The sequence below is a fragment of the Micromonospora sp. WMMD714 genome, from assembly GCF_029581315.1.
Lineage (GTDB): Bacteria > Actinomycetota > Actinomycetes > Mycobacteriales > Micromonosporaceae > Micromonospora > Micromonospora rifamycinica.
In genome coordinates this window covers 1,871,880-1,897,009 of the sequence record NZ_CP120744.1, presented here as the reverse complement: position 1 = coordinate 1,897,009, position 25,130 = coordinate 1,871,880, and the positions used below count along the sequence as shown (strand labels likewise).

Here is a 25,130-nt window from a genome sequence, read left to right as displayed (position 1 = left end):
GCTTGAAGTTGCGAGTGTGCAATGATGGCGGGGCCGCCCTCATCGTCTAGCGGCCCAGGACGCCGCCCTTTCAAGGCGGTAGCACGGGTTCGAATCCCGTTGGGGGCACGATCCGGCCCAGCCGGAGGCAAGATCAGCAAGGTCCTGTGGAGCAGTTGGAGTGCTCGCCGCCCTGTCAAGGCGGAGGTCGCGGGTTCAAGTCCCGTCAGGACCGCCAGCGCCGACGCCGCGTGCACATTGCGCGGCGTTCTGCGTATCGGGACGAACGACCCCACCGGCGGAGACCCCGCCCTGCGGGTAACATGTCCCGAAGCACCAGGCCAGGTAGCTCAGTTGGTACGAGCGTCCGACTGAAAATCGGAAGGTCGGCGGTTCGACCCCGCCCCTGGCCACATAGCCTTTCGCCGGGCTACAGAGGTCCCCACCAGCGGAAACGCAGGTGGGGATCTTGCTGTGTACCGGCCCCGGGCACCGTCGACCCGTCGCGCGGGCGTCGCCTCACCCCCGACAGCACCCCCACACCTCGATGACCAGCGATATCCCGCCCGGCCCTCGGCGCAGCTACGGGGTGCTGCCCACCGTCCGGGAGGAGCAGGTACACGAGGCTGCACAGCGCTTCGTCAGCCGGTATGGTCCGGGCCTATGGGACAGGAGAACGTGAATCCGGAGGACGTCCACCAGGACGTCGACCGGTACTCGCTGCGCTCCGTTCTCCTCGTCCCCGCCACCGCGGAGCAGGCCTTCGCGGTGTTCACCGGCTCGCTGGCCGACTGGTGGGTACGCGAGTACACCTGGTCCGGGCCGGCGGCCCTGGCCGAGCTGGGGATGGAGCCCCGGGCCGGCGGCATGCTCTACGAGATCGGCCCGTACGGCTTCCGGGGCGACTGGGGCCGGGTGCTCACCTGGGATCCCCCGCGCCGGCTCGTCTTCACCTGGCAGCTCGGCCCCGACCGCCTCCCGGTGCCCGACCCGGCCCGCGCCAGCGAGGTGGAGGTGCTGTTCCTGCCGGACGATTCGGGGCAGACCCGCATCGAGCTGGAGCACCGGCACTTCGACCGGCACGGGGAGGCCGCCGAGGGCTACCGCGCCGCGTTGACCGCCGGCTGGCACGAGCTGCTCGGCCGCTATCTCGCCACGCTCACCCGTACCGCCCCCGACCCCCGCTGACCCGCCCGCGGGCGGACGTCCGGCCGGCCGCTACCCACCGGGCCGGGTCGCCGCTCACCGGGGTGGGCCGAGCCTTCGCTCACCGGGCCGGGCCGCGCCGCGCCGGGCCGCCGCTCACCGGGCCGGGTCGGCGTCGGGGCCGCCGAGGTGCGGCCGGCGGGTGGGGCCGCCCACCGCGTCCGGGTCGCCGAGGTTCGCCCGGTGCCCGGCCATCGCGCCCGCGCCGAAGCCGGAGCCGGCGAGTCGGCGGACCGGCGCGCTGCGGAGCCGGGGATAGACCTCGGTGACCCGGCGGGCCACCCGGTCCGAGCGGTCGGCCAGCACCAGCGCGACCGACGGGGTGCCCCGGTCCGCCGCCGCGCCCGCCTCGGCCATCCGGAGCCGCTCGGAGACCACCCGGGCGAAGCCGGCCAGCCAGGAACGGCGGAACGCCGCCGGGTGCTCGCCGGGCGGGACCACGGTGCCGGCCAGGCCGTGCGCCGCCTGCACCAGCAGCGAGGTGAAGAGCAGGTCCACCCGTTCCAGGTCGCTGGCGAAGCCGAACAGGTGCAGCGTGAAGCCCTGACCGGCCGGTCGGCGCACACAGCGGCAGCGCAGCGGGTCGGCCACCGCCGCGAGCAGCCCGGCCTTGTCCCGGGCGTACGGGGCGACGACGTCGACCACCCGGTCGCCCACCGGGTCGGTGGTGGGGTCACGGGCGGCCAGCAGGGCACGGTCGACGCCGTAGCGGGCGATCAGCTCGGTGGCCTTGGCGGTGAAGGCCGCCGACTCGGCGGGGGTGCAGGCCGCGTCCTCCGCCTGGGCCAACAGCTTGCGCACCTTGCTGAGCATCGCCTCGGACATCACCCACAGGTACCACAGACCGCTCGCGGACCTGGCACAGCGGGATCAGAGATCGACAGCTATCATCACCACTCACCGCACCCTGTCCGCGACTCAGGGTCCACCCCTCTTCCCTGGAGGCACGCATGGCATTCCGGCCCACCCGCCTGACCGCAATCGCCGCCACCCTGCCGCTGCTCTTCGTCGGCACCCCGGCGCAGGCAGCCCCGGAGACCAACCTCTCCGCCTCGGCCGCCACCTGTTACGGCGGGGCGGTCCGGTCCTACTTCCAGGTCGGCGGCTGGGGCGGCGACGCCGGCCCGTACCGGGCGAGCACCCGGTGCAAGGACGTCAACGTCAAGAACACCAGCGAGTTCGGCACCGAGGCGTGCGTGGTCTTCATCGACAAGACCAACAAGTGCAACTACCTCACCTACCTGCCGGCCAAGTCGGACTACCTCACCGTCGCCACCAACGTGAAGGACGGGGCGAACTTCAAGGTCCGCTTCTCCAACCTGCGCTACGAGTACGAGCCGCTGGTGGCGTACCACGCGTTCTGAGCGACCGCCGAGCCGTCCGCCAGGCATTTTGAGCGGCCGCCGAGCCGTCCGCCACGGGTGTGCCGGTGGGGCGCGGTGTCAGCCGGCCCGGCTGCGCAGGGTGGCCACGGTCGAGCCGGCGAGGGTGAGCAGGCAGTCCGGTAGCTGCCCGTCGGCGACCGCCGCCCCGAACAGCGCCTCGCCGGTGTCGGCGTCGTCGTTGGCGTACGCGCTGACGAAGCGGGCCACCCACCTGGTGTCGTACCCCGCCTCGTCGATGCCCGGGAAGTCCAGCGCGCACGCGCCGGGCGGCGGCGGGTCGCCGACCATGGTGGCGGCCAGGGTCCAGGCGACCGTGTACGCCCCGGCGAGGCCGGACCGGTCCACCACCGCGTCGAAGGTGCCGACCACCGCGGCTCCGTCTCCGGCCAGCGCCGAGTCGAGCACGGCGGTAGCGTCGGCCAGCGTCTGATCCGGTACGTCGGTCACCTGGGGCACAGTAGGAGGGCAGGTCAAGCGAGAGATCCCGGAAAATGGTGACCACCTGCTGAGACGGCGTGACGGAGCGTACGGGCGACTGTCGGGCCGACGACGAGGGCTGCCTCCCTGGTCCCACGGTCGTCGCCGGCACGCTATGGTGCCCACCGGACCTGCGCCGGAGGAAGGACGACCATGCTCGTTACACGCGGCCCGCGCGCGGCCATCCTGGCGACGTGCGCGTCGTTCCTGCTCGCCGTCAGTGCGTGCGGGACGACCGACAAGCCCGAGGAGGCGGCCACCCCGCAGGTGCGCCTGTACGGCACCGACGGCAACATGCAGAACTCCTTCGCCGCCGAGCTGAAGGACCGGGCCGACCTCGTCGACGGCATGAAGGGCACCACCCCGCTGACGCCCCTCAGCGACGACTTCAAGCAGCGGCTGCGCGCCGTCGACCCGAAGTTGACCGACTACCTCTACGCGGCGGAATCGTACGACGCCGTCATGATCAGCGCGCTGGCCGCCCAGCTCGCCGGCAGCACCGATCCGGCCGCCATCGCCAAGCAGATCGTCGGGGTCACCACCAACGGTCAGCGCTGCACGGACGCGGCGAGCTGCCTGACCCTGGCCCGGGACGGCCAGGACATCGAGTACCGCGGCCCGTCACTTAACCGCGCCGGCTTCACCGACATCGGGGAGCCGGCCACCGCCAGCTACGCCACCCTGCACTTCGACAACCAGAAGATCAACGACGCGAAGACCGAGTTCGTCGGTGCCGGCGACGAGTCCGGGGTGAGCACCAGGGCCGCCCCGAAGCCGAAGAAGCAGCGGGGTGGCCGCAACGACGACAGCGACGGCTCGCCGCTGATCCTCGGCGGTCTGCTGCCCAAGACCGGCGACCTGGCCCTGGCCTACCCGCCCCTGGCGGCCGGCGTGGCGCTGGCGATCAAGGAGATCAACGCCGCGGGTGGGGTGCTCGGCGACCCGGTGACCTGGTTCGACGGTGACGACGGCACCAACCCGGCCGTCGCCAAGGCCGCCGTGGCCGCACACGTCAGGAACAAGGTCGACGTCATCATCGGGGCCGCCGCCTCCGGGATCTCCGCCGCCGTGCTGCCCGACGTGGTGGCGGCCGGCAAGATCCTGTTCTCGCCGTCCAACACCGACGCGGGGTTGAGCCAGGCCGACGACAAGGGCCTGTACTTCCGCACCGCCCCACCGGACAGCCTCCAGGGTCGGGCGCTGGCCGACGTGATCCTCCGCGACGGCCCGCACAAGATCGTGGTGGTGGCCCGTAAGGACTCCTACGGCGAGGGCCTCCAGGAGACCGTCCGGGCCGAGCTGGAACGGGCCGGCTTCGGCAACGACCGGGTCAAGCTGTTCACCTACGACCCGCCGGCCGACGCCAAGGCTCCGCCGGTCGACTTCGGCAGCCTGGCCGGCGAGATCAAGAACTACAAGCCGGAGGCCGTGCTGGTCATCGGCTTCGGCGAGTCCGCCGGGCTGATCAAGGCGCTGGCCGACGCGGGCGTGCCCATCCGGCACTGACCCGACGTCGGCGGGGGGCGGCACCGGGGTGAGGTGCCGCCCCCCGCCCACGTTCACCGGGGTCGACGACGCTCCAGGAACTCGGTCATCCGGCGGTGCTTCTCCTCGTCCTCGAAGAGCACCGCCTGGCTGACCAGGTCGAGCTGCGGGTGGGCGGCGGGCGGGGCGTCCACCGCGAGCTTGGTCAGCCGCAACGCCAGTGCGGAACCCTCGGCCATCTCGTCGAGCAGCCCGTGCGCGGTGGGCAGCAGCTCCGCCGGCTCGGCCACCACCCGGTTGACCAGGCCGATCCGCAGCGCCTCGTCGGCGTCGACCCGACGGCCGGTGAAGAGGAGTTCCTTGGCCCGGCCCTCGCCGACCAGGGCCGGCAGCCGGTGGGTCGCCCCCGCGCCGGCCAGGATGCCCAACCGCACCTCGGGCTGGCCGAAGACCGCCCGGGCCGTGCAGACCCGCAGGTCGCAGGCGTACGCCAGCTCCGCGCCACCGCCCAACGCGGGACCGTCCACGGCGGCCACGCTCGGCATGGGCAGCGCCCGGAGCCGGGCGAAGGCCGCCGAGTTGATCGCGGCTAGGGCGTCCAGCCGCCCCCGCTCACGGAGCTGGCCGATGTCCGCGCCGCCCGCGAAGAGACCGTCCGCGCCACCGGTGAGCAGCAGCAGCCGGGGACGCGCCTCCAGGGCGGCACAGACGTCGTGCAGCGCACCGATCAGGTCGGCGTCGATGGCGTTGCGCTTCTCCGGCCGGTCCAGCGTGACCACCACCCGGTCGGGCAGCTCCTCCACCCGCAACCCGCTCATCGCCGCCGACCGTCCTGCCACGAGTAGAAGCCCTGCCCGGACTTCTTGCCGAGCTTCCCGGCGGCGACCATCTCGACCAGCAGCGGCGGCGGCGCGAACCGGTCGCCGTAGGCGGCCTGGAGGGTACGCGCGATGTCCAGCCGCACGTCCAGCCCCACCAGGTCGGTCAGCTCCAACGGGCCGACCGGGTGCCGGTAGCCGAGCACCATCGCCTTGTCCACGTCGGCCGGGGTGGCCACCCCGTCGGCCACCATCCGGATCGCCTCCAGCCCGAGGGTCACCCCGAGCCGGGAGGTGGCGAAGCCGGGCAGGTCGCGTACCACGACGGGGTCCTTGCCCAGGGTGCCGGCGAGCGCGACGGCCGCGGCGGTGGTCTCCGGCGCGGTGGCCGCGCCGACCACCACCTCCAGCAGGGCCATCGCCCAGACCGGGTTGAAGAAGTGCAGCCCGAGGAAGGACTCCGGGCGGCTCAGCCCCTGCGCCAGCTCGCCGATGGGGATGCTGGAGGTGTTGCTGCCCAGCAGCGCCGGACCCAGCCGTTCCGCCTCGGCCAGCACCGACCGCTTCAGCTCCGGCCGCTCGGGCACCGCCTCGACGATCACCTCCGGCGCCGGGGCGACCTCGGCGAGCGCGCCCCGCAGGGTGATCCGCGACCGCTGCGCGGCGGCCTCGTCGGCAGCGAGCTTCCCACGCTGCACCGCCCGTTCACACAGCTCGTCGAGGCGGACGGCGGCGGCCTCGGCCCGGCCCCGGTCCACCTCCACCAGCTCGACGGCATAGCCCGCGCCGGCCGCCACGTAGGCGATGCCGAGCCCCATCGTGCCGGCTCCGACGACGACAAGACGACTCATCACGCTCCCTCACCGCGCCCGGCGACGTGCGGGGTCTCCGGCACGCCCTGCCGCTCGCTTCGCTGACCCATGGGTGCGACCCTATGCAGCACCGTTCCCGGCGGCATGCGTGGGGCACCGCCACACCGGGTACAGACGGCCCCAACGTCAAGGGAAGGAACCAGTCGACATGAGCCAGGCACCGGAGACCGTGGACGGCAGCGGCACCACCGACGGCACGGCGGTCGTGGAGACGCGCGGCAACGAGCGCGTCGACCTGCTCCGCGCCGACACCAACAACGACGGCAAGACCGACGTGTGGGTGGTGGACACCGACGGTGACGGCCGGGCGGACCTGTTCCAGTTCGACACCGACGGCGACGGCAAGGTCGACATCACCATGGTCGACATCGACGAGGACGGCACCCCGGACGAGGTGGTCGACGGCGACGGCGGCCTGCCCCCGGAGCAGCTCCCCCCGACCGTCCAGGTCTGACGCGGGCGCGGGGGCCGGCCGCCGGCCCCCGCCTCACCCCGCCAGCCGCAGGGTGGCCAGATAGTACGGGGCGTCGCGGTCGTCCACGTCGGTCAGCCGCCACGGGGTGCCATGGACCAGTCCGGCCAGCTCCTCGGCGGAACAGACCAGGTAGTCGAACCACTCGGTGCCCAGTTCGCGGTAGCGCAGCCGCAGCCGCAGCTGCCCGCCGAGCCGACCCCGTTGCCGGTTCCGCTCGTGGTAGCCGGTGTGCACCGGATCCGTGGTGCCGTACGGGTCGGTGCCGTGCGCGATGACCTGCGCGCCGGGGCGGGCCAGGGCGGCGAGCGCGGCGAGGAACGCCGGGGCCCGCTCCCGCCCCTCGATCAGCCCCAGGTTGTTGCCGAGCAGCAGGAACGTGTCGTAGCGCCGGCCGTCGGCGACGTGCTCGTCGACGGTGCCGAGGACGAGGTCGCGGACCCCCCGGTGCCGACTGACCCGCAGCGCCCCCGGTGAGGTGTCCAGCCCGGTGACCGGTACGCCGCGTTCCTGGAGCACCAGCGCGATCCGCCCGCCGCCGACGCCGACGTCCAGGGTGGCCCCGCGGGTACGCTCCACGGCCCGGTGGTCGTACGGCTGCCAGTGCTCCGGCCCGTCCAGGTAGTGCGCGGCGGGTGCCCCGTTGACCAGCCCGTCGTCCCGCTCGATGATCTCGATGACCGGTCGGGGCAGCCGCCCGCCGACCAGTGGCCGGGGGCCGACCCCGGTGTGCACCGCGTACGCGTCGCGCAGCAGTTCTCCGAACACGTCGCCCAGCCGAGGTTCTCCGGTCACGACGTGCACGTTATCGGGGGCCGGTCGCCGTATCCTGGGCGGCGTGACCGACCTGGACCGCCTGACGGCGGAGAAGTACGTCCTGCTGACGACGTTCCGCAAGGACGGCCGCGCGGTGTCCACCCCGGTCTGGGCGGTGCGCGACGGCGACGCCCTGGCGGTCTGGACGGTCACCGACTCGGGGAAGGTCAAGCGGATCCGGCGGGACGGCACGGTGACGGTGGCCCCGTGCGACGTGCGGGGTCGTCCGCTGGGGGCGGCGGTGCCGGGTCACGCGGTGCTCTGCGGGCCGGCGGAGAGCGACCGGGTGCGCCAGCTACTGCGGCGCAAGTACCGGTTGCTGGGCCGGCTGACCCTGCTCGGCAGCCGGCTGCGCCGGGGCGAGGCGGGCACCGTCGGCATCCGGATCACCCTGGATCGGTGACCGGCAGCCCGGCCCTGCTGAGCCGGTGACCGCGACGGCCGGTCGGTGGGCCGGGGGGCGCGGTGGGCCGGGGCGGCCGGGGCGGCCCGGCCGTGGACATGACTCAGGGGCGGTGGATCGCCGCTTGCCGCGACGTCCGCCCGCCCCTGAGTCTGGAACGCTCTGACCGGGTCAGTCCCCCTGGCGTTGCTGGGGGATCTGGCCCTGTAGCAACGCCCGCACCTCCGACTCACGATACCGACGGTGTCCGCCGAGGGTTCGGATCGCGCTGAGCTTCCCCGCCTTGGCCCATCGGGTCACCGTCTTCGGGTCGACACGGAACATCGACGCCACCTCGGCCGGCGTGAGTAGCGGCTCTGGTTCGTGCGTTCGCGATGCCATCGGTCACTCCTCCACATGGATAGACATCGGCCGGGGTCCCGCCGGCCGACGCGTCTCCCATGGTCCGGCTAGTCCCCGATGTCCGACATGGGCCGAACGGCCGAAGGTCCCTAGACGGACGGATGAACCATGCCCGATTTATCTGACTTTTACACGTCAGAAAGTACCTTATTCGGACTCATGATCACGGTTCGTGATGCGTCAACTACGAGAGTGACTCATAATTGACACACTCACTGGGCGTTTCATGGTCAATTGCACCTCTCCAGGAGCTGGATCGCCCGCCACCGGGCGACCAACCGGTCGTACGCCCCCGACGCCTCCTCCGTCTCGCCCCGGGAGAGCCCGGCCAGTCCGATCGCGGCCAGCTCCGGCGAATCGTCCGCCGCCAGCGTCTCGTCGGAGAGCAGCTGCACCAGGCCGCCGTAGTCCAGCTCGACCACCGAACGCGGGTGGAACTCCTCCAACCACCGGGCGGCCTCCTCCACCGCCTCGGTGATCGGGGCCTCCCCGATCGACTTCTTCAGCACCGACAGCGCCCGGGAGGCCCGCCGACGGGCCTTGGAGATCTCCGTCCGGTAGCGCAGCGTCCGCCGCCCCGGCCGGGTGACCAGATCCCGCTCACCCGCCTCGAAGAGCACGAACCACCGCAGCGGCACGCCCCAGGTGGCGATCTGCTCGTGCAGCCGGGGCACCCCGTGCTCCAGCACCCGCGCGCCGCTGCGCCAGTCCTCCACCACCGTCTTGGCCTGCCCGGCCAGGACCGGCGGGACGAACGCGTCGGCGATCACCGACGGCACCCCCTCCCGGGCGCTGAGCGCCGCCTCGGCGACCCGGACCCGCAGGTTCCACGGGCAGACCAGCAGCACGTCGTCGGACTCCAGGACGTACGCCTCGTCGGGCAGCTCGGGCAGCCGGGTCCACCCCGCGCCGAGCGCCGCGATGACCGAGGTCCGTTGCCGGCCCGGCCCCTCCGACGGGGCCACCGCCCGCCCCTCCCGCACGTAGCGCCGCCAGTACGACTGACGGTCCCGGTCGAAGGCGGTCAGCGGCTCGTACACGCGCAGGTAAGAAGCGAAGAGCGACGGCACCGCGCGATCCTCCCACGAAACCCCGTGCCGGTGCCGCCGCCGTCGTACACTGCCGGACCCGGCCGGGCCGGCCGGTGGGCGCGGGGCCGCCGCGCGGACCACGTCACCCGTGTCGAGCGACACTAGGCTCACCAGGGTCGGCAGCATCCCCGCCGGCACACCCCACCAGGTCCGCGCCCCACGAGGACGCACACCGACACAGGAGCAAGCCATGGGCGTATTCGCGAGCACCGACGACCCGGGAGCCACCGGTCACGAGCAGGTCGTCTTCTGCCAGGACAAACAGAGCGGCCTGAAGGCGATCATCGGCATCTACTCGACCGCGCTGGGTCCGGCGCTCGGCGGCACCCGGTGCTACCCGTACGCCAGCGAGGAGGCGGCCCTGGCGGACGTGCTGGACCTGTCCCGCGGCATGGCGTACAAGAACGCCCTGGCCGGGCTGGACCACGGCGGCGGCAAGGCGGTCATCTGGGGAGACCCGGACCAGGTCAAGAGCGAGGCGCTGCTGCGCGCGTACGGCCGGTTCGTGCAGTCCCTGGGCGGGCGCTACTACACCGCCTGCGACGTCGGCACCTACGTGGCCGACATGGACGTGGTCGCCCGGGAGACCCGCTACGTCACCGGCCGCAGCGTGGAGCACGGCGGCGCGGGGGACTCCTCGGTCCTCACCGCCTGGGGCGTCTTCCAGGGCATGCGGGCCGCCGCCGAGCACGTCTGGGGTTCACCCACCCTGCGCGGACGCCGGGTCGGCGTGGCCGGGCTGGGCAAGGTCGGCAAGCACCTGACCGGCCACCTGATCGAGGACGGGGCCGAGGTGGTGGCCACCGACGTCGACCCACGGGCGCTGGAGTGGGCGCGGGTGCACCACCCCGGGGTCGACCTGGTCGCCGACGTCTCCGCGCTGGTCGCCGCCGACATCGACGTGTACGCCCCGTGCGCGCTGGGCGGCGCGCTGGACGACGACACCGTGCCGGCGCTGCGGGCGAAGGTGGTCGCCGGTGGGGCCAACAACCAGCTCGCCCACCCGGGCATCGAGAAGCTGCTCGCCGACCGGGGCGTGCTGTACGCCCCCGACTACGTGGTGAACGCCGGTGGTGTGATCCAGGTCGCGGACGAGATCGACGGCTTCAACTTCGAGCGGGCCAAGCTGCGGGCCACCCGGATCTACGACACCACACGGCAGATCCTCCGACTCGCCGACGACGAGGGGGTGCCGCCGGCGGTGGCGGCCGACCGGCTGGCCGAGCGCCGGATGGCCGACGTGGGTCGGCTGCGCACCATCCACCTGCGCTGACCGGGTGTCCCGGGTGCGGACGGCGGTCCGCACCCGGGTCCGCTCCCCGCCGCACGGCCCGGCACGGATGCGGCGATCGTCCCGCTACCGGCACGGCCACCCGACAGCTCACGCCATGCGACTTTCCTGACGTTTTGTCGGGCGTCACGGGCAGCTCCGGCGACCGCCCCTTACCGGTACCATCGGTGACGGCCGGGTGACTGCGACGCGCAGGGCCGGCAGACGGTAACCCGAGGTGCCGAACGGTGGCATCCCCATGTACCGTAAGAGCCACGAGAGATGCCTGACGTCATCGGGGCCCGCCTTCGGGCTGCCCCGCATTCTGTGCGAGGGGGTCGAGCCATGGGGCGCGGCCGTGCTAAGGCCAAGCAGACGAAGGTGGCGCGGGAGTTGAAGTACCACTCCCCGAACACCGACCTCACCGCCTTGCAGCGCGAACTGGCGAGTGCCGGTGGTAAGTCTGAGCAGCACTTCGACGACGACTACAAAGAGTATGTCGACGACGACGAGGATCACGCGGACGACGACCCGGACCCCTGGGCCCCTCCGACCCGCTGACCTCCGGGTCACATCGAGCACGCGGCAACTCTCCGCGTGCTCAGTCATGTGCCCGACCGGAACGGCGCGACCATCGACGATCAGGGACCTCGCCGTCCCGGAGCACCCTCCGGCCGGTCGGCGCGGTCCCTGATCCCGACGGTCACGGTTCGCCCCGCGGCGGCGCGTCGGCGACCCGCCGACCCTGCGGTCCGGTGGTCCTGCCGCCCGCTCGCCATCCCGCTCAGCGTGGTCGGTTGTTCCAGTTGTAGAACGTCGGGATGTTCTCGAAGTGGTTCCAGGCGCACACCGCGCCGGCACCCTCCCCGCCCGGCGCCTCCGCCCGGGAACGCCGTGCCGCCTCCGCCTCGTGGAGCAGGGCGGAGATCTCCCCGGCGGCCTCCCGTACCCGGTCGGCGACCTGGTCCGTGCCTGTCCCGACGCGCTCAGCCGGCCGGTGACTCGTGGTCTCGGGCATGCTCCAACACTCCCTCCAGTAGGCGGATCTTGCTGTTGCGGCAGTGCTCGGTCTCCGTACCGTCGAAGCGTCCCTGCTCGAAGTAGCGGTTGGCCGCATGGCCACCACCGCAGAAGCCGAAGTACGCGCAGGACGACCGGCACGCCTCGACCCCGGTGAGGAACTCACCCACCCAGTCGGTGCCGGTCACGCCGGCCAGGATCTCCGCCAGCGGGGTGGCCAGCACGTTGCCGCTGCTGAAATCGCCGTACCGGGCGTCGGTGAAGCCGGCCAGCTCCGGGGAGAGCACGGTCACCGAACCGTCGTACCCGATCGTCGGGATCGGGTCGAGCTGCCGGGGCAGCAGGTCGCCCTCCGCACCGGCCAGCACCGCCGCCGCGTACCGCAGCGACCACTCCACCTCACGCAGGTGCACCCGGGGCGCCCGCCGCCAGGCCGCCACCAGCTCGGCCCAGAAGGCGGTCACCGCCGCCGCGTCGTGCGCGTTGCTCCGGGTGTTGACCCCCTCGGTCTCCTCGATGTTCAGGCCGAGGACGTCACAGCCCAGGTCGAGGAAGTACGCGTACAGCTCGGTGGCGAGCCCCGGCGTCGGCCGGCTCACCACCGCCAGCGCCGAGAACGGCAGGCCGTGCCGGTGCAGCGCGGCGATCCCCCGGACGATCCGGTCGTACGCCGGCCGACCGGCCCGGGTCACCCGCTCGTCGTTACGGGCGCGCGGGCCGTCCACGCTCACGCTCACCCGCATCCCGTGCTCAACGAAGAACGCGCACCAGGCGTCGTCGATCAACGTGGCGTTCGTCTGCACGTGGTGCTCCACCCCGGCGGGGAACGGGGCCATCAGCGCGGCCAGCCGGTCCCGCCCGGCGGCGAGCGGCTCGCCGCCGTGCCAGACCACCGAGAACCGACCCTGCGCTGCCCACGGCGTCACCGCGGCGGCGACCGCCTCGGCCACCGCCACCGGCATCCGCCGGTCGGACGCCCGGTGCGGCAGATAGCAGTACGCGCAGTCGAGGTTGCACAATGTCGTCGGCTGCATCACCACGTACGACGGAACCGCCGCGACGCCCCGCATACCCGCCACGGACCGAGCCCGAGCCCGAGCAGCCATCGACCCTCCTCCCGTGCCCGAAGTGTCCTTCAGGCTAGGCGGCGACGACCGCTCGGGTGAACCCCCGACCAGGTGCCCGGCCGATCGAGCCGAGATGGTCAGCCCCGGGTGTGCTGGCCGATCATCCGGACGTTGCCGGTGCCCTCGATGATCTCGCCGGCGTGCCAGGCGTCCACGCCCCGACCCGCGAGGGTGGCCAGCGCGCGGTCGGCGTCCTCGGCGGAGACGATGGCGAACATGCCGACGCCCATGTTGAAGGTCGACTCCATCTCCGGGTCCTCGATCCGGCCCTTCGACTGGATCAGGTCGAAGATCGGCTGCGGCTTCCAGGTGGCCCGGTCGACCACCGCGTCGACGTGCTCGGGCAGCACCCGGACCAGATTGCCCGGGATGCCGCCGCCGGTGACGTGGGCGATCGACCGCACCTCCGCCTCGGTGATCAGCTTCAGGCAGTCCTGCGCGTAGATCTTGGTCGGGGTGAGCAGCTCCTCGCCGAGGGTGCGCTGCCGGCCGAAGTCGTCGATCACCACGTCCAGCCGCATCCGGCCGGCCCCCAGCAGCACGTGCCGGACCAACGAGTAGCCGTTGGAGTGCAGGCCGGACGAGCGCATCGCGATCACCACGTCGCCCACCTCGACCCGGTCCGGGCTGAGGATCTCGCTCTCCTCGACCACGCCGACCCCGGTGGCGGAGACGTCGTACTCGTCGGGGCGCAGCACGCCCGGGTGCTCGGCGGTCTCGCCACCGAGCAGCGCGCAGCCGGCGTACCGGCAGCCGTCGGCGATACCGGCCCCGATCTCGGCCACCCGGTCCGGCACGACCTCGCCGGTGGCGATGTAGTCGAGCAGGAACAGCGGCTCGGCCCCGCAGGCCACCAGGTCGTCGACGACCATCGCGACCAGGTCGATGCCGATCGTGTCGTGGATGTCGAGCTGCTGGGCGATGACCAGCTTGGTGCCCACGCCGTCGGTGGAGGAGGCCAGGATCGGGTTCTTGTACTTCTTGGTGTCCAACCGGAACAGGCCGGCGAAACCGCCCAGGTCGCCCATGACCTCCGGCCGCCGGGTCTCCTTCACCTTCGACTTGAGCAGCTCGACCGCCCGGTCGCCCGCCTCGATCGACACCCCGGCGTCGGCGTACGAGACCGAGCGTTTGCGGGTGGTGCGGCCGGTGCCCGCCGTCCAGGGCTGGCGGTCGCCACCGGCGCCGCTCGGGCTACTACCTGCGCCGCTGCGCTCGGACACGTAGGTCACGGTTCTCCCCTTTGTGGTTCTCGGTGCCGCGCCGACGGTGGCCGGGCGGCCCCGGTGTACTACGGGCGGTGGGCGGTCGCGCCGCCCGGAGTGGCGACGAGCGGTGTGTGGTGCTCGGGGGCGTCCGGGGCGTCGGCGACCCGCCGGCCCACCCCTTCGAGCACGTGCTTGCCGATCAGGTTCCCGGCCGGCAGGTCGATCGGGTACTCCCCGTCGAAGCAGGCCCGGCAGAGCCGGGTCCTGGGCTGTTCGGTCGCGGCGATGAGACCGGGGAGCGAGACGTAGCCGAGGGTGTCGGCACCGATGGAGCGCCGGATGCCCTCGTTGTCCAGCCCGTTGGCCAGGAGTTCGGCCCGGGTGGCGAAGTCGATGCCGTAGAAGCACGGCCAGTTGACCGGCGGGGAGGAGATCCGGACGTGGACCTCCAGGGCACCCGCCTCCCGGAGCATCCGGACGATCGCCCGCTGGGTGTTGCCGCGCACGATCGAGTCGTCGACCACGACCAGCCGCTTGCCCCGCACGTTCTCCCGCAGCGGGTTCAGCTTGAGTCGTACGCCGAGCTGGCGGAGGGTCTGCGACGGCTGGATGAAGGTACGCCCGACGTACGGGTTCTTCATCAGGCCGGCGCCGTACGTGATGCCGGACGCCTCCGCGTAGCCGATGGCGGCCGGCGTGCCCGACTCGGGCACCGGGATCACCAGGTCCGCCTCGACCGGGTGCTCCTTGGCGAGCTGCCGGCCGATCTGCACCCGGGCGGCGTGCACGTTGCGGCCGGCGATGGTGGCGTCCGGGCGGGCGATGTAGACGTACTCGAAGAGGCAGCCCTTGGGCTCCGGGGCGGCGAACCGGCTGGACCGCAGGCCCTGCTCGTCGATCGCGATCAGCTCCCCCGGCTCGACCTCGCGGACCACGCTCGCGCCCACGATGTCCAGCGCGGCGGTCTCGCTGGCCACCACCCAGCCGCGTTCCAACCGGCCGAGCACCAGCGGGCGGACGCCGTGCGGATCCCGCGCGGCGTAGAGGGTCGACTCGTCCATGAAGACGAAGCTGAACGCGCCGCGCAGCTGGGGAAGGACCTCCAGCGCGGCGGCCTCCACCGACAGGTCGGGGCGGCTGGCCAGCAGCATGGTCACCAGTGAGGTGTCGTTGGTCGCCCCGTCGTCGAGCAGGCCGCGCTCGGCGACCTCCTTCTGCAGCTCGGCGGTGTTGACCAGGTTGCCGTTGTGCGCCAGGGCGATGGTGGTGCCGGAGGTCGTCGACCGGATGGTCGGCTGCGCATTTTCCCAGGTCGAGCCGCCAGTCGTGGAGTAACGCGCGTGCCCGATCGCCAGATGGCCGCGCAGGCTCTTGAGCGTCGGCTCGTCGAACACCTGGGCCACCAGGCCCAGGTCCTTGTAGACCACCACCCCGGACCCGTCGCTCACCGCGATGCCGGCGGCCTCCTGGCCCCGGTGCTGGAGTGCGTAGAGACCGAAATAGGTAAGGTTGGCGACCTCTTCACCAGGAGCCCAGACGCCGAAGACGCCACACGCGTCCTGGGGGCCGGGTCGCTGGGGGTCAAGGTCGTGGCTCAGCCGGCCATCGCCTCGGGGCACTGCCGCTCCCTCATGCTGGTCTGGACTGGCCTGGCGGAGCCGGGGGGCTGCTCCGCGCCTTTCGGCCCTGGACCACTGTCGTCGCCTGACAGTGTACGCGAACACGAGTCGATACAGAAAGTCACGATCCGCCTCCGACCGGTCACCTGATCATGGGAAACGGCGCAGCTAGAGCGGCAGATGGTCGGAGAGGTCCGCCCGGTTTCCGCTCACCTGCACGCGACCGTCCGTGACCGCCTCCGCCCAGGACAACCGGCCCGTGGCGAGCTCCAGCCAGGTCGCCGGCCCCATCTCCACCACGTTCGGCGGGGTGCCCCGGGTGTGCCGGGGACCGGGCAGACACTGAACTGCGCCGTAAGGGGGGACGCGCACCTCCACCGATCGGCCGGGTGAACGGTCCGCGAGGGCGGCCAGAAGGGCACGGACCGCATCCCGGTACACCGCCCGTTCGGGCGTGCGCCCCTCATCGAGTGCGGTCAGCGCCGCCAATACCACGGCGGACTTAATGTGCGGAGAGGACACGACGGGACGATACGACCCCAGGTTGTCAGGTGCCACGCTGGCCCCTGGGTCGCGCCGATCCGGTCAGACAAGGCATAGTTGCCGACGGCGTATTCGTACCGTGATGATCCCCGGCCCCCGCCGGGGAAGTCAGACCGGAAGGCGGTGGACGTGTCAACACACCGACGTGCCTGGACGCAGCGGGCCGGTGTGGTCGTAGCGCTGGTGGCCGGCGCCCTGCTCACCGTCCCCGCAACACCCGCCTTCGCCGCTCCGAGCGTCAACAACGTGTCGGCGTCCCCGAGTTCCGTCGAGGCCGGAAAGACTACCCGGGTCAGCTACTCGCTCACCGTGGGTGACGGCTCCCCGGTCGACGTCTCCGTCACCTCCAGCAACGGCAAGTTGCGGTGCGTGGACGGTTGCAGTCGTAACAAGGTCGACCAGAGCGGCGGATCCAGCGCCAGCTTCACCCTCGCCGACGACGCGTCGAACGGCTCCGCCACGATCACCGTGAAGGCCGTCGACGCCAACGGCGGCGAGAACTCCGCCAGCACCACCGTCACCCTGGTGGCCAGGGCCGCGCCGCAGACCACCCCGCCGCAGGACAAACCGACGGTCAAGTCGATCTCCGGCAAGGTGGTCGTGACGGCCACCGGCGACCCGGTACCCAACGCGGTGGTGGGGCTGGAGGACTCGACCGGCAAGCAGTTCAACACCACCAGCGACGGCAGCGGCAACTTCCGGATCACCGGCTCCACCGCCAACCCGATCGCACCCGGCTCGATGGTGCTCGGCGCCAGCAAGGACGGCGTGGTCGCCACCAAGCCGATCAGCGCCGGCGCCGGGCAGAGCCTGAGCAACCAGCGGATCAGCCTGGCGCTCAAGGTCGAGGTCAGCCCGAGCGCCACCCCGTCGCCCACCACCGAGGAGACGCCGACGGCGGAGACGACCGACGAGACCACCGAGGAGACCACCGAACCGGGTGGCGGGCAGCAGCAGGCCGCGTCCCAGGACGAGGAGAGCGGCTTCGGCTCCTTCCTGATCATCCTGCTCGGCGGTCTGTTGGTCGCGGCCGGTGTCGGCACCATCGTGCTGCTCTGGATCCGGCGCAAGAACGCCGACGCGGACGACGGGGACGCGCCCGCCGCCGCGGCAGCGGGTGGCGTGCCCGGTCCACGCGGCGCGGACGACCAGACCCGGGTGGTCAACCGGGTCGGCGCCGGCCCCGACCCGACGATGGTCGGCAGCTCCGCGCTGAGCGACGCGCCGACGATGATGCAACGACCGATCGTCGACGACGTCCCGCCGGACCCGTACGCCGCGCCCCCGCAGCCCTACGGCGGCCCACAGGACAACTGGCCGGGTGCCGGCGGTTACGGCGAGGAACCCCCCGGCCAGGGCGGTTACGGCCAACAGGCCGGTTACGGCGGCGCGCCCTCCTCCGGTGGCGGTTACGGTGCCGCCGGCGGCTACGGCGCGGCGGCCTCCCCCGCGGGCGGCTACGGCAACGCCCCCTCGTCCGGCAGCGGCTACGGCAACGCGCCGTCCTCCGGCAGCGGCTACGGCAACGCGCCCGCCTCCGGGGCCGGCTACGGCAACGCCCCCGCCTCCGGCGGTGGTTACGGCAACGCGCCCGCCTCCGGGGCCGGTGGCTACGGCGGTCGGGACTACGGCGCGTCGGCCGGGGCCGGCTACCCGGCACAGGAGCCGACCGGCGGGTACGCCGGGCAGCGCTACGACGAGCCCACCGGCCGGTACACCGGCGACAGCACCTCGTACGCGCCGGCCGCCGACCCGTACCCGACCAGCACCTACCAGCCGGAGCCGGACGCCTACGGCCAGCCCGGCGCGGCCGGCTACAACCAGCCCGAGCATGGCGGCTACGGCCGGGGCGGGGAGCCGACCGGCGCCGGCGGCTACGGCCGGGGCGCGGAACCGACCGGCGCTGGCAGCTACGGCCGGGGCGCCGAGCCCACCGGCGCCGGCGGCTACGGCCAGCAGGCGGGCTACGACGCCGGCCCGGCCCAGGGCTACGGCGGCCAGCACGGCGGCGGCTACGACCAGCCCGGCGGCACCCAGGGCGGCTACGACCAGCGCGGCGGTGCCCACCAGGGCGGGTACGACCAGCCGGCCGGCACCCACCAGGGCGGGTACGACCAGCGCGGCTACGACCAGCGCGGCGGTGCCCACCAGGGCCGATACGACCAGCCGGGTTACGACCAGCAGCCCGGCTACGGCTCCCCGCAGGGCGGGTACGACCAGCCCGGTGGCTACCCCGCCGAGCAGCCGCAGGGCGGCCACGGTCAGGAACCGCCGCACCAGCGTGGCGGCGGGTACGACCCGCAGGGCTACGACCAGCACCAGGGCGGCTACTACGGCGACCCGGCCCAGGCCGGTCGGGACCAGCCCCCGGGCAGCCAGCCGCCGTCGGGCCGGGCGGCCCGGCCGGACGGCCCGCCCCCGGAGCGCGGCGGACGCCGCCTCGACTGGCTGGACGACTGACCCTCAGGCAACACCGACAGCGGGCCGCCCGGAATCCCACCGGGCGGCCCGCTGTCGCTTCCGGGATTCCGCAGGGTCCGCAGTGCACCGGCCCGGAGTCAGCCGGCCGAGAAGACGCCCTGACGGAGCACCGGCACCACGCTCGACACCTCACGCTGGACGGCGATCTCGACGTCCCCGGCGAAGCCGCCCTCGATCAGCTCACGGCCGGAGACGCAGCCGCGTACCGCCGCCGGCACGTCGGGGGTGCTGGCCAGTGCGGCGAGCGCCATCGCGGCCTCCACCGAGAGTCCACCGGGCACATCGGAGAGCGCGTCCAGCACACTGGCCGCACCCAACTGGTCCTCCACCGAGGGGCGCAGGGTGCCGTCCGGCCATCGTTCACCGGCGGCCACCACCCCCACCGGGGCGTCCGTCGCGCCGTACCCGTGGTGGCGCAGCCATCCCCCGACGGCGCGGGCGTTGCGCAGGCACGCCGCGACCACCGGTCGGCCGGTGGCGCTGGCGGCGGCGCTGATCGCCGAGCCGTTCGGCGACGGCAGCACCAGGTCGGCGGCGAACGGCGCGCTGCGCAGGGCCGCCGGGGAGAGCGACCAGGGATGGTCGGCGTCGGCCTGCCGACGACCCACCGCGGCCACCGCACCGACCCGCACCGCGTAGTCGGCCGCCTGCTCGCCCCAGGGGAACGGGTGCACCCGCATCCCCCGGGCGACCGCCACCTCCACGGCGGTGGTGAACGAGAGCACGTCCACCACCACCAGGACGGCGCAGACCCGGCCGAGTTCCGCCGCCCCGGTCAGCCCCCAGTCGAACCGGGCACCCGATCCGGGCTGGGAATGGACGGCCGGGGTCACCGCCTCAGCGCTGGTCGGGCGTCGGACGCTGCCCGTCGCCGGACCCGGCCGCCGCAGCGTCGTCCGCACCGGCCGCCGGGGTCGGCCCGGCCGCAGGCGCACCGGTGCCGTGCCCGGCGTCCGGCGACGCGGCGTCCGGCGTACCCGCTTCGGGGGTGTCCGCCCCGGTCGGGCCGCCCGACGCCGGTCCGGCGTCCGGTGCCGGCGCGGGGTGTGCGGTCGTCGACCCGGGGGCTTCCGGTGCCGGCACGGGGTGTGCGGCGTCCGGGCCGGTGGGCGACGGGGCACCCGCCACCGCGGCGGCCACCACCTCACCGGCCGGGTCGTCCGCGTCCGCCGGCTGCTCCCGGTCGGGTACGTCCACCGGCTGCCCGGCGGTGGCCGGCGCGATCGTGGTGGTGCCGGTCCGGACCGCCTCCACCTGCACCTGGGCCGCCTCCGGGCCGCCGAAGAGCCGGGGCAGGGTCGCGGTGTGCGCGGCCCGCAGCTCGTCCAGCCCGATCCGGAACTGGCCGTGCACGTCCAGGGCACCGCCCGCCGGATCGGTCACCCCGATCAGCTCCCACGGCACGCCGTGCTCGGCGCAGAGCGCGGTGAACGCCTTCTCGTGCCCGCGCGGCACGGTCACCAGCGCCCGGCCGGACGACTCGCTGAACAGGAAGACGAACGGCAACGAACCGTCGGCGAACCGCTCCGGCACCCCGATCCGGACCCCGACGCCCCGGCGCAGGCTGGACTCCACCAGGCTCTGCGCCAGGCCACCGTCGGACAGGTCGTGGGCGGAGCTGAGGTGACCCACCCGGGCCGCCGCCGCCATCAGCTCGGCGAGCTGGCGTTCCCGGCCCAGGTCGACCTGGGGCGGCATGCCGCCGAGGTGCTCGTGCGTCACCCAGGCCCACTCGGAGCCGGACAGCTCGACGTGCGTGTCGCCGAGCAGGTAGACCTGGTCGTGGTCGCCGTTGGCCCGCGGGACGAAGCCCATCGGCACCCGGTCGGCGACGTTGTCCAGCACACCCAGCACGCCGACCACCGGGGTGGGGTGGATCGCGGCGGCACCGGTCTGGTTGTAGAAGCTGACGTTGCCGCCGGTCACCGGGATGCCCAGTTCGAGGCAGCCGTCCGCCAGGCCACGGACGGCCTCGGCGAACTGCCACATCACGCCCGGGTCCTCCGGCGAGCCGAAGTTGAGGCAGTTGGTCACGGCGATCGGCTGCGCGCCGGTCACCGCCACGTTCCGGTACGCCTCGGCGAGCGCCAGCTTCGTCCCCTGGTAGGGGTCGAGGCGGGCGTACCGGCCGTTACCGTCGACGGAGAGGGCGACCCCCAGGCCGCTCTGCTCGTCGATCCGGATCACGCCGGAGTCCTCCGGCTGGGCCAGCACCGTGTTGCCCAGCACGTAGCGGTCGTACTGCTCGGTGACCCAGGTCTTGTCGGCGAGGTTGGGCGAGGCGATCATGCGGAGCAGGGTCTCCCGCAGCGCCTCCGGGTTACCCGGTCGGGGCAGCGTCTCGGCCCGGTCGGCCTGGAGCAGGATCAGGTCGGCCGGCTCCCGCATCGGGCGCGCGTAGACCGGACCGTCGTCGACCAGCGACCCCGGCGGCACGTCCACCACCACGTGGTCGTTCCAGGTGACCAGCAGCCGGCCCGGCCGCCCGTCGGGCGACGGCGCGGTGACCTCGCCGATCGCGGTGGCCAGCACCCCCCACTTCTCGGCGGTCTTGAGCACCGCCTCCAGCTTCTCCGGGGTCACCACCAGCAGCATCCGCTCCTGGGACTCGCTGGCCAGGATCTCGTGCGGCTCCATCGACGGCTCGCGCAGCGGAACCCGCTCCAGCCAGACCCGCATCCCGGTGCCGGCGGACGCGGCGGTCTCGGTGAGCGCGCAGGTCAGGCCCGCGCCGCCGAGATCCTGGATGCCGACGACCAACTCGGCGTCGTACAGCTCCAGGCAGGCCTCGATCAGCAGCTTCTCGATGAACGGGTCACCGACCTGCACCGACGGGCGGCGCTGCTCGCTGCCCTCGTCGAAGGTGGCGCTGGCCAGCACCGACACGCCGCCGATGCCGTCCCGGCCGGTCTTCGCGCCGAGCAGCACCACGACGTTGCCGGGGCCTGCGGCGTCCTTCTTCTGCAACCGGTCGACCGGCAGCACCCCGAGGCAGAGCGCGTTGAGCAGCGGGTTGCCCTGGTAGCACGGGTCGAAGACCAGCTCGCCGCCGATGTTCGGCAGGCCCAGGCAGTTGCCGTAGCCGCCGACACCGGCCACCACGCCGGGCAGCACCCGGGCGGTGTCCGGGTGGTCGGCCGCGCCGAACCGCAGCGGGTCCATCACCGCGACCGGGCGGGCGCCCATCGCCAGGATGTCCCGGACGATGCCGCCGACGCCGGTCGCCGCACCCTGGTAGGGCTCGACGAAGCTCGGGTGGTTGTGCGACTCGACCTTGAAGGTGACGGCCAGCGTGTCGGAGACCCGGACCACGCCGGCGTTCTCCCCGATGCCGGCGAGCAGCCGGTCGCTCGGCGGGGCCTTCTCGCCGAACTGGCGCAGGTGCACCTTGCTCGACTTGTAGGAGCAGTGCTCGCTCCACATGATCGAGTACATGGCCAGCTCGGCCTGGGTGGGGCGGCGGCCGAGGATGTGCCGGATCCGGTCGTACTCGTCGTCGCGCAGGCCCAGCTCGGCGTACGGCTGGAGCTCGTCGCCGGTGGCGGTGGCCCGCTGCACGGTGTCCACGCCGTCGGCCCAGTCGGTGGTCGACGCCGGACCGGTGTGCCGGCCGGCGGTGGCCGGCGGCGCGACGGCCGCGTGCGGCCCCGCCGGGACGGAGCCCGCGGCTGCCCGTACGGCCGGGTCCTGGTGGGTGGTCATGACCTCTCCTCGCTGCGCTCGTACCCGCCCCGGGGGCGGTGGAGCCGACCGATGTTCCCGCCGTGCATCGTCACGCCGGCGTCCCCACCAGGTGCTTGAGCACTGAGGTGAAGAAGCCGAGGCCGTCCAGGGAGGGGCCGGTGAGCGCCTCGACCGCGTGCTCCGGGTGGGGCATGATGCCGACCACGTTGCCGGCGGCGTTGGTGATCGCGGCGATGTCCCGCTGCGAGCCGTTCGGGTTGCCGCCGACGTAGCGGGCGACGACCCGGCCCTCGGCCTCCAGCTCGTCGAGGGTGGCGGTGTCCGCGACGTAGCAGCCCTCGCCGTTCTTGACCGGGACGAGGATCTGCTGGCCGGGCTGGAAGGTGTTCGTCCAGGCGGTGCCCGCCGACTCGACCCGCAGCTGCTGGTCGCGGTTGCGGAAGTGCAGGTGCTGGTTGCGGGTGAGGGCGCCGGGCAGCAGGTGGGCCTCGCAGAGGATCTGGAAGCCGTTGCAGATGCCGAGCACCGGCAGACCACCCCGGGCGGCGTCGACCAGGGTCTCCATCACCGGGGCGAAGCGGGCGATGGCGCCGCAACGCAGGTAGTCGCCGTAGGAGAAACCACCCGGGAGCACGACGGCGTCCACCCCGTGCAGCTCCGGGTCACCGTGCCAGAGCCGGACCGGCTCCGCACCGGCGATCCGCACGGCACGGGCGGCGTCCCCGTCGTCCAGCGAGCCGGGGAAGGTCACCACTCCGACGCGGGCGGTCACGGGCGTGCGTCCGCGGTCTCGTCGGCCTCGACCCGGACCGTGAAGTCCTCGATGACGGGGTTGGCGAGCAGCTTGTCGGCGATCTCCCGGGCCCGGTCCAGGTCCGGTTCGCCGGTGAACTCGATCTCGATCCGCCTGCCGATGCGGACGGAGGCGACGTCACCGACGCCGAGCCGCGGCAGCGCGTTTGCGACGGCCTGGCCCTGAGGATCGAGGATCTCGGGCTTGAGCATGACGTCGACGACGACGCGAGGCACTGGGCACTCCTGACTGTGTACGCAGTTGGGTGCCGGCCCACTACGGGCGAGCGCAGCCAGCGTACCTGGCAGATTCCGGTCCGGACGCACCGGCCGGGCGCAGTTCAGGCAGTGATCGACATTACCGTCCACCGGGGCGGTCGACCGAGATCCGTTCGTTGCCGCTCTGATACGAATTTGTTGCCGATCGTCGTCGCGTCGACTCGACACAACCCATTTGAGCAGGCAATACGTGGCTCAATGCCAGATTTGGGACCGGTATCCGACAAACGGGGACGAGCGCCCCGCGAGTCATGTCTGTCACAACGACCGATCCCGATCACGAGCTTGTGTGTGATCCGGACGACCTCTAACCTCAATCGTCATATGTCGATGTCTGGTCGGCGTTCACGATGGGCCACCCCCGCCCCGCGCCGGCCACCGCGGCCCGGTGACCCCGGGCTGCCCGACGTGAAGGGAACCCGACATGCGCCTCCGGTCCACCCTCGCCGTGCTGACCACCGCCCTCGCCGGTGTCCTGGCCACCGCCTCCGGGGCCACCGCCGCCCCGGCCGGTCCGCAACCGATCATCGGCGGCAGTACCGTCTCCTCCGCCCCCTGGGCCGCCGCCGTCTTCAGCAACGGATCGTTCACCTGCTCCGGCAGCGTCATCGCGGCCCAGTGGGTCCTCACCGCCCGGCACTGCGTCAGCGGCACCATGTCCGTCCGGGTCGGCAGCGTCTACTACGCCTCCGGTGGCACCACCCGCACCGTCAGCGCCTCCTACACCCGCAACGACCTCGCCCTGCTCCGACTCGCCAGCACCGTCACCAACACCCCCGTCAGCCTGGCCAGCAGCAACCCGCCGGTAGGCTCCACCAACACCATCTACGGCTGGGGCATGACCTGCTACAGCGGCTGCGGGGCGTCCAGCCAGCTCAAGACCGCCTCGGTGCAGGTGACCAGCACCAACGCCACCGACGCGTACGGCGGCCAGGCGATCCGGAGCACCCGGATCAACGGCAACGCCTGGCGCGGCGACTCGGGCGGCCCGCAGTTCTACAACGGCCGGCAGGTCGGTGTCGCCTCCACCGCCGATGGGTCGAGCATCCAGAACTACGGCAGCGTCGCGTACAACCGGGCCTGGATCACCTCGACGGCCGGTGTCTGACGGTTACCACCGCAGGCGGTGCGGATGGCCGGTCGCGTGCCGACCGTCCGCGCCGCCTGGTTTTGCAGCATCCGACCAGGTGCATACAGTACGCTTCGACGCCGTACGGCTACTGACAGCATCGAACCGTGCTGGTCGTGACGACGGATCAACTGCCCGGCTACGAGATCCGCCAGATCCTCGGCGAAGTGGTGTCGTCGATGGCGCGGACCCGTAATCCGTACCGTGAGGGGGTCAAGAACCTGCGCGGTGGCGCGTACGACCCGATGGCCCCGGACAACCTCACCCGGTGGCGTACCGACTCGGTGGCCCGGCTCGGCGAGGAGGCCCTGCGCATCGGCGCGAACGCCGTGGTGGGGATGCGCTTCGACAGCCGGGACTGCGGCGAGATGTGGATGGAGATCTGCGCCTACGGCACGGCGGTGATCGTGGTGCCCAAGGTCCCCGACGTCATGCCGCACGACCAGCCCCTGGTCGCCGCGGAGACCGCCCACGAGCCCGGCTTCGCCGAGGCCCCCGGCGGCATCGCCGAACCGGCGAGCGCCCCCAACCTCTCCTCCGCCGCCGAAACCCCCACCCGCAACCCCTGACCC

The 25,130-nt window shown here is 72.8% G+C and carries 24 protein-coding genes, 3 tRNA genes and 2 pseudogenes; 13 read left to right on the top strand and 16 right to left on the bottom strand.

The annotated features are described in order from the left end of the window. The first annotated feature begins 35 nt into the window (after window positions 1–35). From O7625_RS08525 to O7625_RS08510, 4 genes are all read left to right on the top strand, one after another. A tRNA-Glu gene (locus O7625_RS08525) sits at window positions 36–108 on the top strand. 32 nt (window positions 109–140) lie between these two features. Continuing rightward, window positions 141–217: transfer RNA gene (locus O7625_RS08520), tRNA-Asp, on the top strand. Window positions 218–318: 101 nt separating this feature from the next. Further along, window positions 319–392, top strand: a tRNA-Phe gene (locus tag O7625_RS08515). A gap of 250 nt (window positions 393–642) precedes the next feature. Then, the gene (locus O7625_RS08510) at window positions 643–1,167 is read left to right on the top strand and encodes an SRPBCC family protein (RefSeq protein ID WP_067303349.1); all 525 of its coding nucleotides are present in this window, start codon (window positions 643–645) and stop codon (window positions 1,165–1,167) included. Window positions 1,168–1,281: 114 nt separating this feature from the next. Here the strand turns inward: O7625_RS08510 and O7625_RS08505 are convergent, their stop codons facing one another. Further along, window positions 1,282–2,010: a DUF2786 domain-containing protein gene (locus tag O7625_RS08505; RefSeq protein ID WP_282345321.1), complete on the bottom strand. Its 729-nt coding sequence runs from the start codon at window positions 2,008–2,010 to the stop codon at window positions 1,282–1,284. Window positions 2,011–2,135: 125 nt separating this feature from the next. Between O7625_RS08505 and O7625_RS08500 the strand changes: the two genes are divergently transcribed. Beyond that, complete coding sequence (locus tag O7625_RS08500; RefSeq protein ID WP_282345320.1) at window positions 2,136–2,549, top strand: hypothetical protein; 414 nt, start codon at window positions 2,136–2,138, stop codon at window positions 2,547–2,549. Window positions 2,550–2,627: 78 nt separating this feature from the next. Here O7625_RS08500 and O7625_RS08495 read toward each other — a convergent pair whose 3' ends face one another. After that, window positions 2,628–3,017, bottom strand: coding sequence for a hypothetical protein (locus O7625_RS08495; protein ID WP_089004330.1), 390 nt, complete (start codon window positions 3,015–3,017; stop codon window positions 2,628–2,630). Window positions 3,018–3,200: 183 nt separating this feature from the next. On the opposite strand from O7625_RS08495, the gene O7625_RS08490 reads away from it, so the two are divergent. Next, window positions 3,201–4,553: an ABC transporter substrate-binding protein gene (locus tag O7625_RS08490; RefSeq protein WP_067303343.1), complete on the top strand. Its 1,353-nt coding sequence runs from the start codon at window positions 3,201–3,203 to the stop codon at window positions 4,551–4,553. A 53-nt stretch (window positions 4,554–4,606) separates the two neighbouring features. Here O7625_RS08490 and O7625_RS08485 read toward each other — a convergent pair whose 3' ends face one another. Both O7625_RS08485 and O7625_RS08480 read right to left on the bottom strand, forming a co-directional pair. After that, on the bottom strand, window positions 4,607–5,350 hold the full coding sequence (locus tag O7625_RS08485; RefSeq protein ID WP_282345319.1) for an enoyl-CoA hydratase/isomerase family protein: 744 nt from the start codon (window positions 5,348–5,350) through the stop codon (window positions 4,607–4,609). After that, entirely contained in the window at window positions 5,347–6,204 is an 858-nt protein-coding gene (locus tag O7625_RS08480) for a 3-hydroxyacyl-CoA dehydrogenase family protein (RefSeq protein WP_282345318.1), read from the bottom strand. Before O7625_RS08480 ends, O7625_RS08485 begins: the two co-directional genes overlap by 4 nt. A gap of 166 nt (window positions 6,205–6,370) precedes the next feature. On the opposite strand from O7625_RS08480, the gene O7625_RS08475 reads away from it, so the two are divergent. Continuing rightward, a complete protein-coding gene (locus O7625_RS08475) occupies window positions 6,371–6,676 on the top strand; it encodes a hypothetical protein (protein ID WP_067303336.1) in 306 nt (101 codons plus the stop codon). A gap of 33 nt (window positions 6,677–6,709) precedes the next feature. Here the strand turns inward: O7625_RS08475 and O7625_RS08470 are convergent, their stop codons facing one another. Beyond that, window positions 6,710–7,489, bottom strand: a complete 780-nt coding sequence (locus O7625_RS08470; RefSeq protein WP_282345317.1) for a methyltransferase domain-containing protein — start codon at window positions 7,487–7,489, stop codon at window positions 6,710–6,712. A gap of 43 nt (window positions 7,490–7,532) precedes the next feature. Between O7625_RS08470 and O7625_RS08465 the strand changes: the two genes are divergently transcribed. Beyond that, the gene (locus tag O7625_RS08465; RefSeq protein WP_282345316.1) at window positions 7,533–7,913 is read left to right on the top strand and encodes a PPOX class F420-dependent oxidoreductase; all 381 of its coding nucleotides are present in this window, start codon (window positions 7,533–7,535) and stop codon (window positions 7,911–7,913) included. 171 nt (window positions 7,914–8,084) lie between these two features. Here the strand turns inward: O7625_RS08465 and O7625_RS08460 are convergent, their stop codons facing one another. After that, window positions 8,085–8,294, bottom strand: a complete 210-nt coding sequence (locus O7625_RS08460; protein WP_007073996.1) for a BldC family transcriptional regulator — start codon at window positions 8,292–8,294, stop codon at window positions 8,085–8,087. 251 nt (window positions 8,295–8,545) lie between these two features. Then, window positions 8,546–9,385, bottom strand: coding sequence for a hypothetical protein (locus O7625_RS08455; RefSeq protein ID WP_067303327.1), 840 nt, complete (start codon window positions 9,383–9,385; stop codon window positions 8,546–8,548). Window positions 9,386–9,596: 211 nt separating this feature from the next. On the opposite strand from O7625_RS08455, the gene O7625_RS08450 reads away from it, so the two are divergent. Further along, entirely contained in the window at window positions 9,597–10,679 is a 1,083-nt protein-coding gene (locus O7625_RS08450) for a Glu/Leu/Phe/Val dehydrogenase (RefSeq protein ID WP_282345315.1), read from the top strand. A 342-nt stretch (window positions 10,680–11,021) separates the two neighbouring features. Then, on the top strand, window positions 11,022–11,237 hold the full coding sequence (locus tag O7625_RS08445) for a DUF3073 domain-containing protein (RefSeq protein WP_067303320.1): 216 nt from the start codon (window positions 11,022–11,024) through the stop codon (window positions 11,235–11,237). A gap of 223 nt (window positions 11,238–11,460) precedes the next feature. Here O7625_RS08445 and amcA read toward each other — a convergent pair whose 3' ends face one another. The 5 genes from amcA to O7625_RS08420 all read right to left on the bottom strand — a co-directional run bounded on the left by amcA (window position 11,461) and on the right by O7625_RS08420 (window position 16,172). Continuing rightward, window positions 11,461–11,694: a multiple cyclophane-containing RiPP AmcA gene (amcA, locus tag O7625_RS08440; protein ID WP_067303317.1), complete on the bottom strand. Its 234-nt coding sequence runs from the start codon at window positions 11,692–11,694 to the stop codon at window positions 11,461–11,463. After that, on the bottom strand, window positions 11,663–12,766 hold the full coding sequence (gene amcB, locus O7625_RS08435; RefSeq protein WP_348774011.1) for a cyclophane-forming radical SAM peptide maturase AmcB: 1,104 nt from the start codon (window positions 12,764–12,766) through the stop codon (window positions 11,663–11,665). The genes amcA and amcB overlap by 32 nt, the downstream gene beginning before the upstream one ends. A gap of 134 nt (window positions 12,767–12,900) precedes the next feature. Next, a complete protein-coding gene (purM, locus tag O7625_RS08430) occupies window positions 12,901–14,055 on the bottom strand; it encodes a phosphoribosylformylglycinamidine cyclo-ligase (protein WP_282345312.1) in 1,155 nt (384 codons plus the stop codon). Window positions 14,056–14,114: 59 nt separating this feature from the next. Beyond that, window positions 14,115–15,650 carry an amidophosphoribosyltransferase gene (gene purF / locus O7625_RS08425; protein ID WP_282345311.1) on the bottom strand — a complete coding sequence of 512 codons (1,536 nt, stop codon included), beginning with the start codon at window positions 15,648–15,650 and terminating at the stop codon, window positions 14,115–14,117. A gap of 168 nt (window positions 15,651–15,818) precedes the next feature. Further along, entirely contained in the window at window positions 15,819–16,172 is a 354-nt protein-coding gene (locus O7625_RS08420) for a sterol carrier family protein (RefSeq protein ID WP_067303305.1), read from the bottom strand. Between the two features lie 150 nt (window positions 16,173–16,322). Here O7625_RS08420 and O7625_RS08415 point away from each other — a divergent pair, with 150 nt between their 5' ends. Further along, the gene (locus tag O7625_RS08415) at window positions 16,323–18,653 is read left to right on the top strand and encodes a carboxypeptidase regulatory-like domain-containing protein (protein WP_282345310.1); all 2,331 of its coding nucleotides are present in this window, start codon (window positions 16,323–16,325) and stop codon (window positions 18,651–18,653) included. Between the two features lie 98 nt (window positions 18,654–18,751). Here O7625_RS08415 and O7625_RS08410 read toward each other — a convergent pair whose 3' ends face one another. The 4 genes and pseudogenes from O7625_RS08410 to purS form a co-directional block, all read right to left on the bottom strand. Further along, a complete protein-coding gene (locus O7625_RS08410; RefSeq protein ID WP_067303404.1) occupies window positions 18,752–19,507 on the bottom strand; it encodes a 2-phosphosulfolactate phosphatase in 756 nt (251 codons plus the stop codon). Window positions 19,508–19,949: 442 nt separating this feature from the next. Then, window positions 19,950–22,376 (bottom strand): annotated as a pseudogene (gene purL / locus O7625_RS08405) (phosphoribosylformylglycinamidine synthase subunit PurL); the annotation flags it as partial. 70 nt (window positions 22,377–22,446) lie between these two features. Then, a complete protein-coding gene (gene purQ, locus O7625_RS08400) occupies window positions 22,447–23,130 on the bottom strand; it encodes a phosphoribosylformylglycinamidine synthase subunit PurQ (protein ID WP_282345309.1) in 684 nt (227 codons plus the stop codon). Beyond that, window positions 23,127–23,387 carry a phosphoribosylformylglycinamidine synthase subunit PurS gene (gene purS / locus O7625_RS08395; protein WP_282273760.1) on the bottom strand — a complete coding sequence of 87 codons (261 nt, stop codon included), beginning with the start codon at window positions 23,385–23,387 and terminating at the stop codon, window positions 23,127–23,129. Before purS ends, purQ begins: the two co-directional genes overlap by 4 nt. 466 nt (window positions 23,388–23,853) lie before the next feature. On the opposite strand from purS, the gene O7625_RS08390 reads away from it, so the two are divergent. Then, window positions 23,854–24,537, top strand: a complete 684-nt coding sequence (locus O7625_RS08390) for a DUF1986 domain-containing protein (RefSeq protein WP_282345308.1) — start codon at window positions 23,854–23,856, stop codon at window positions 24,535–24,537. 24 nt (window positions 24,538–24,561) lie between these two features. Beyond that, window positions 24,562–25,127: pseudogene (locus O7625_RS08385) on the top strand (YbjQ family protein). Window positions 25,128–25,130: the final 3 nt, after the last annotated feature.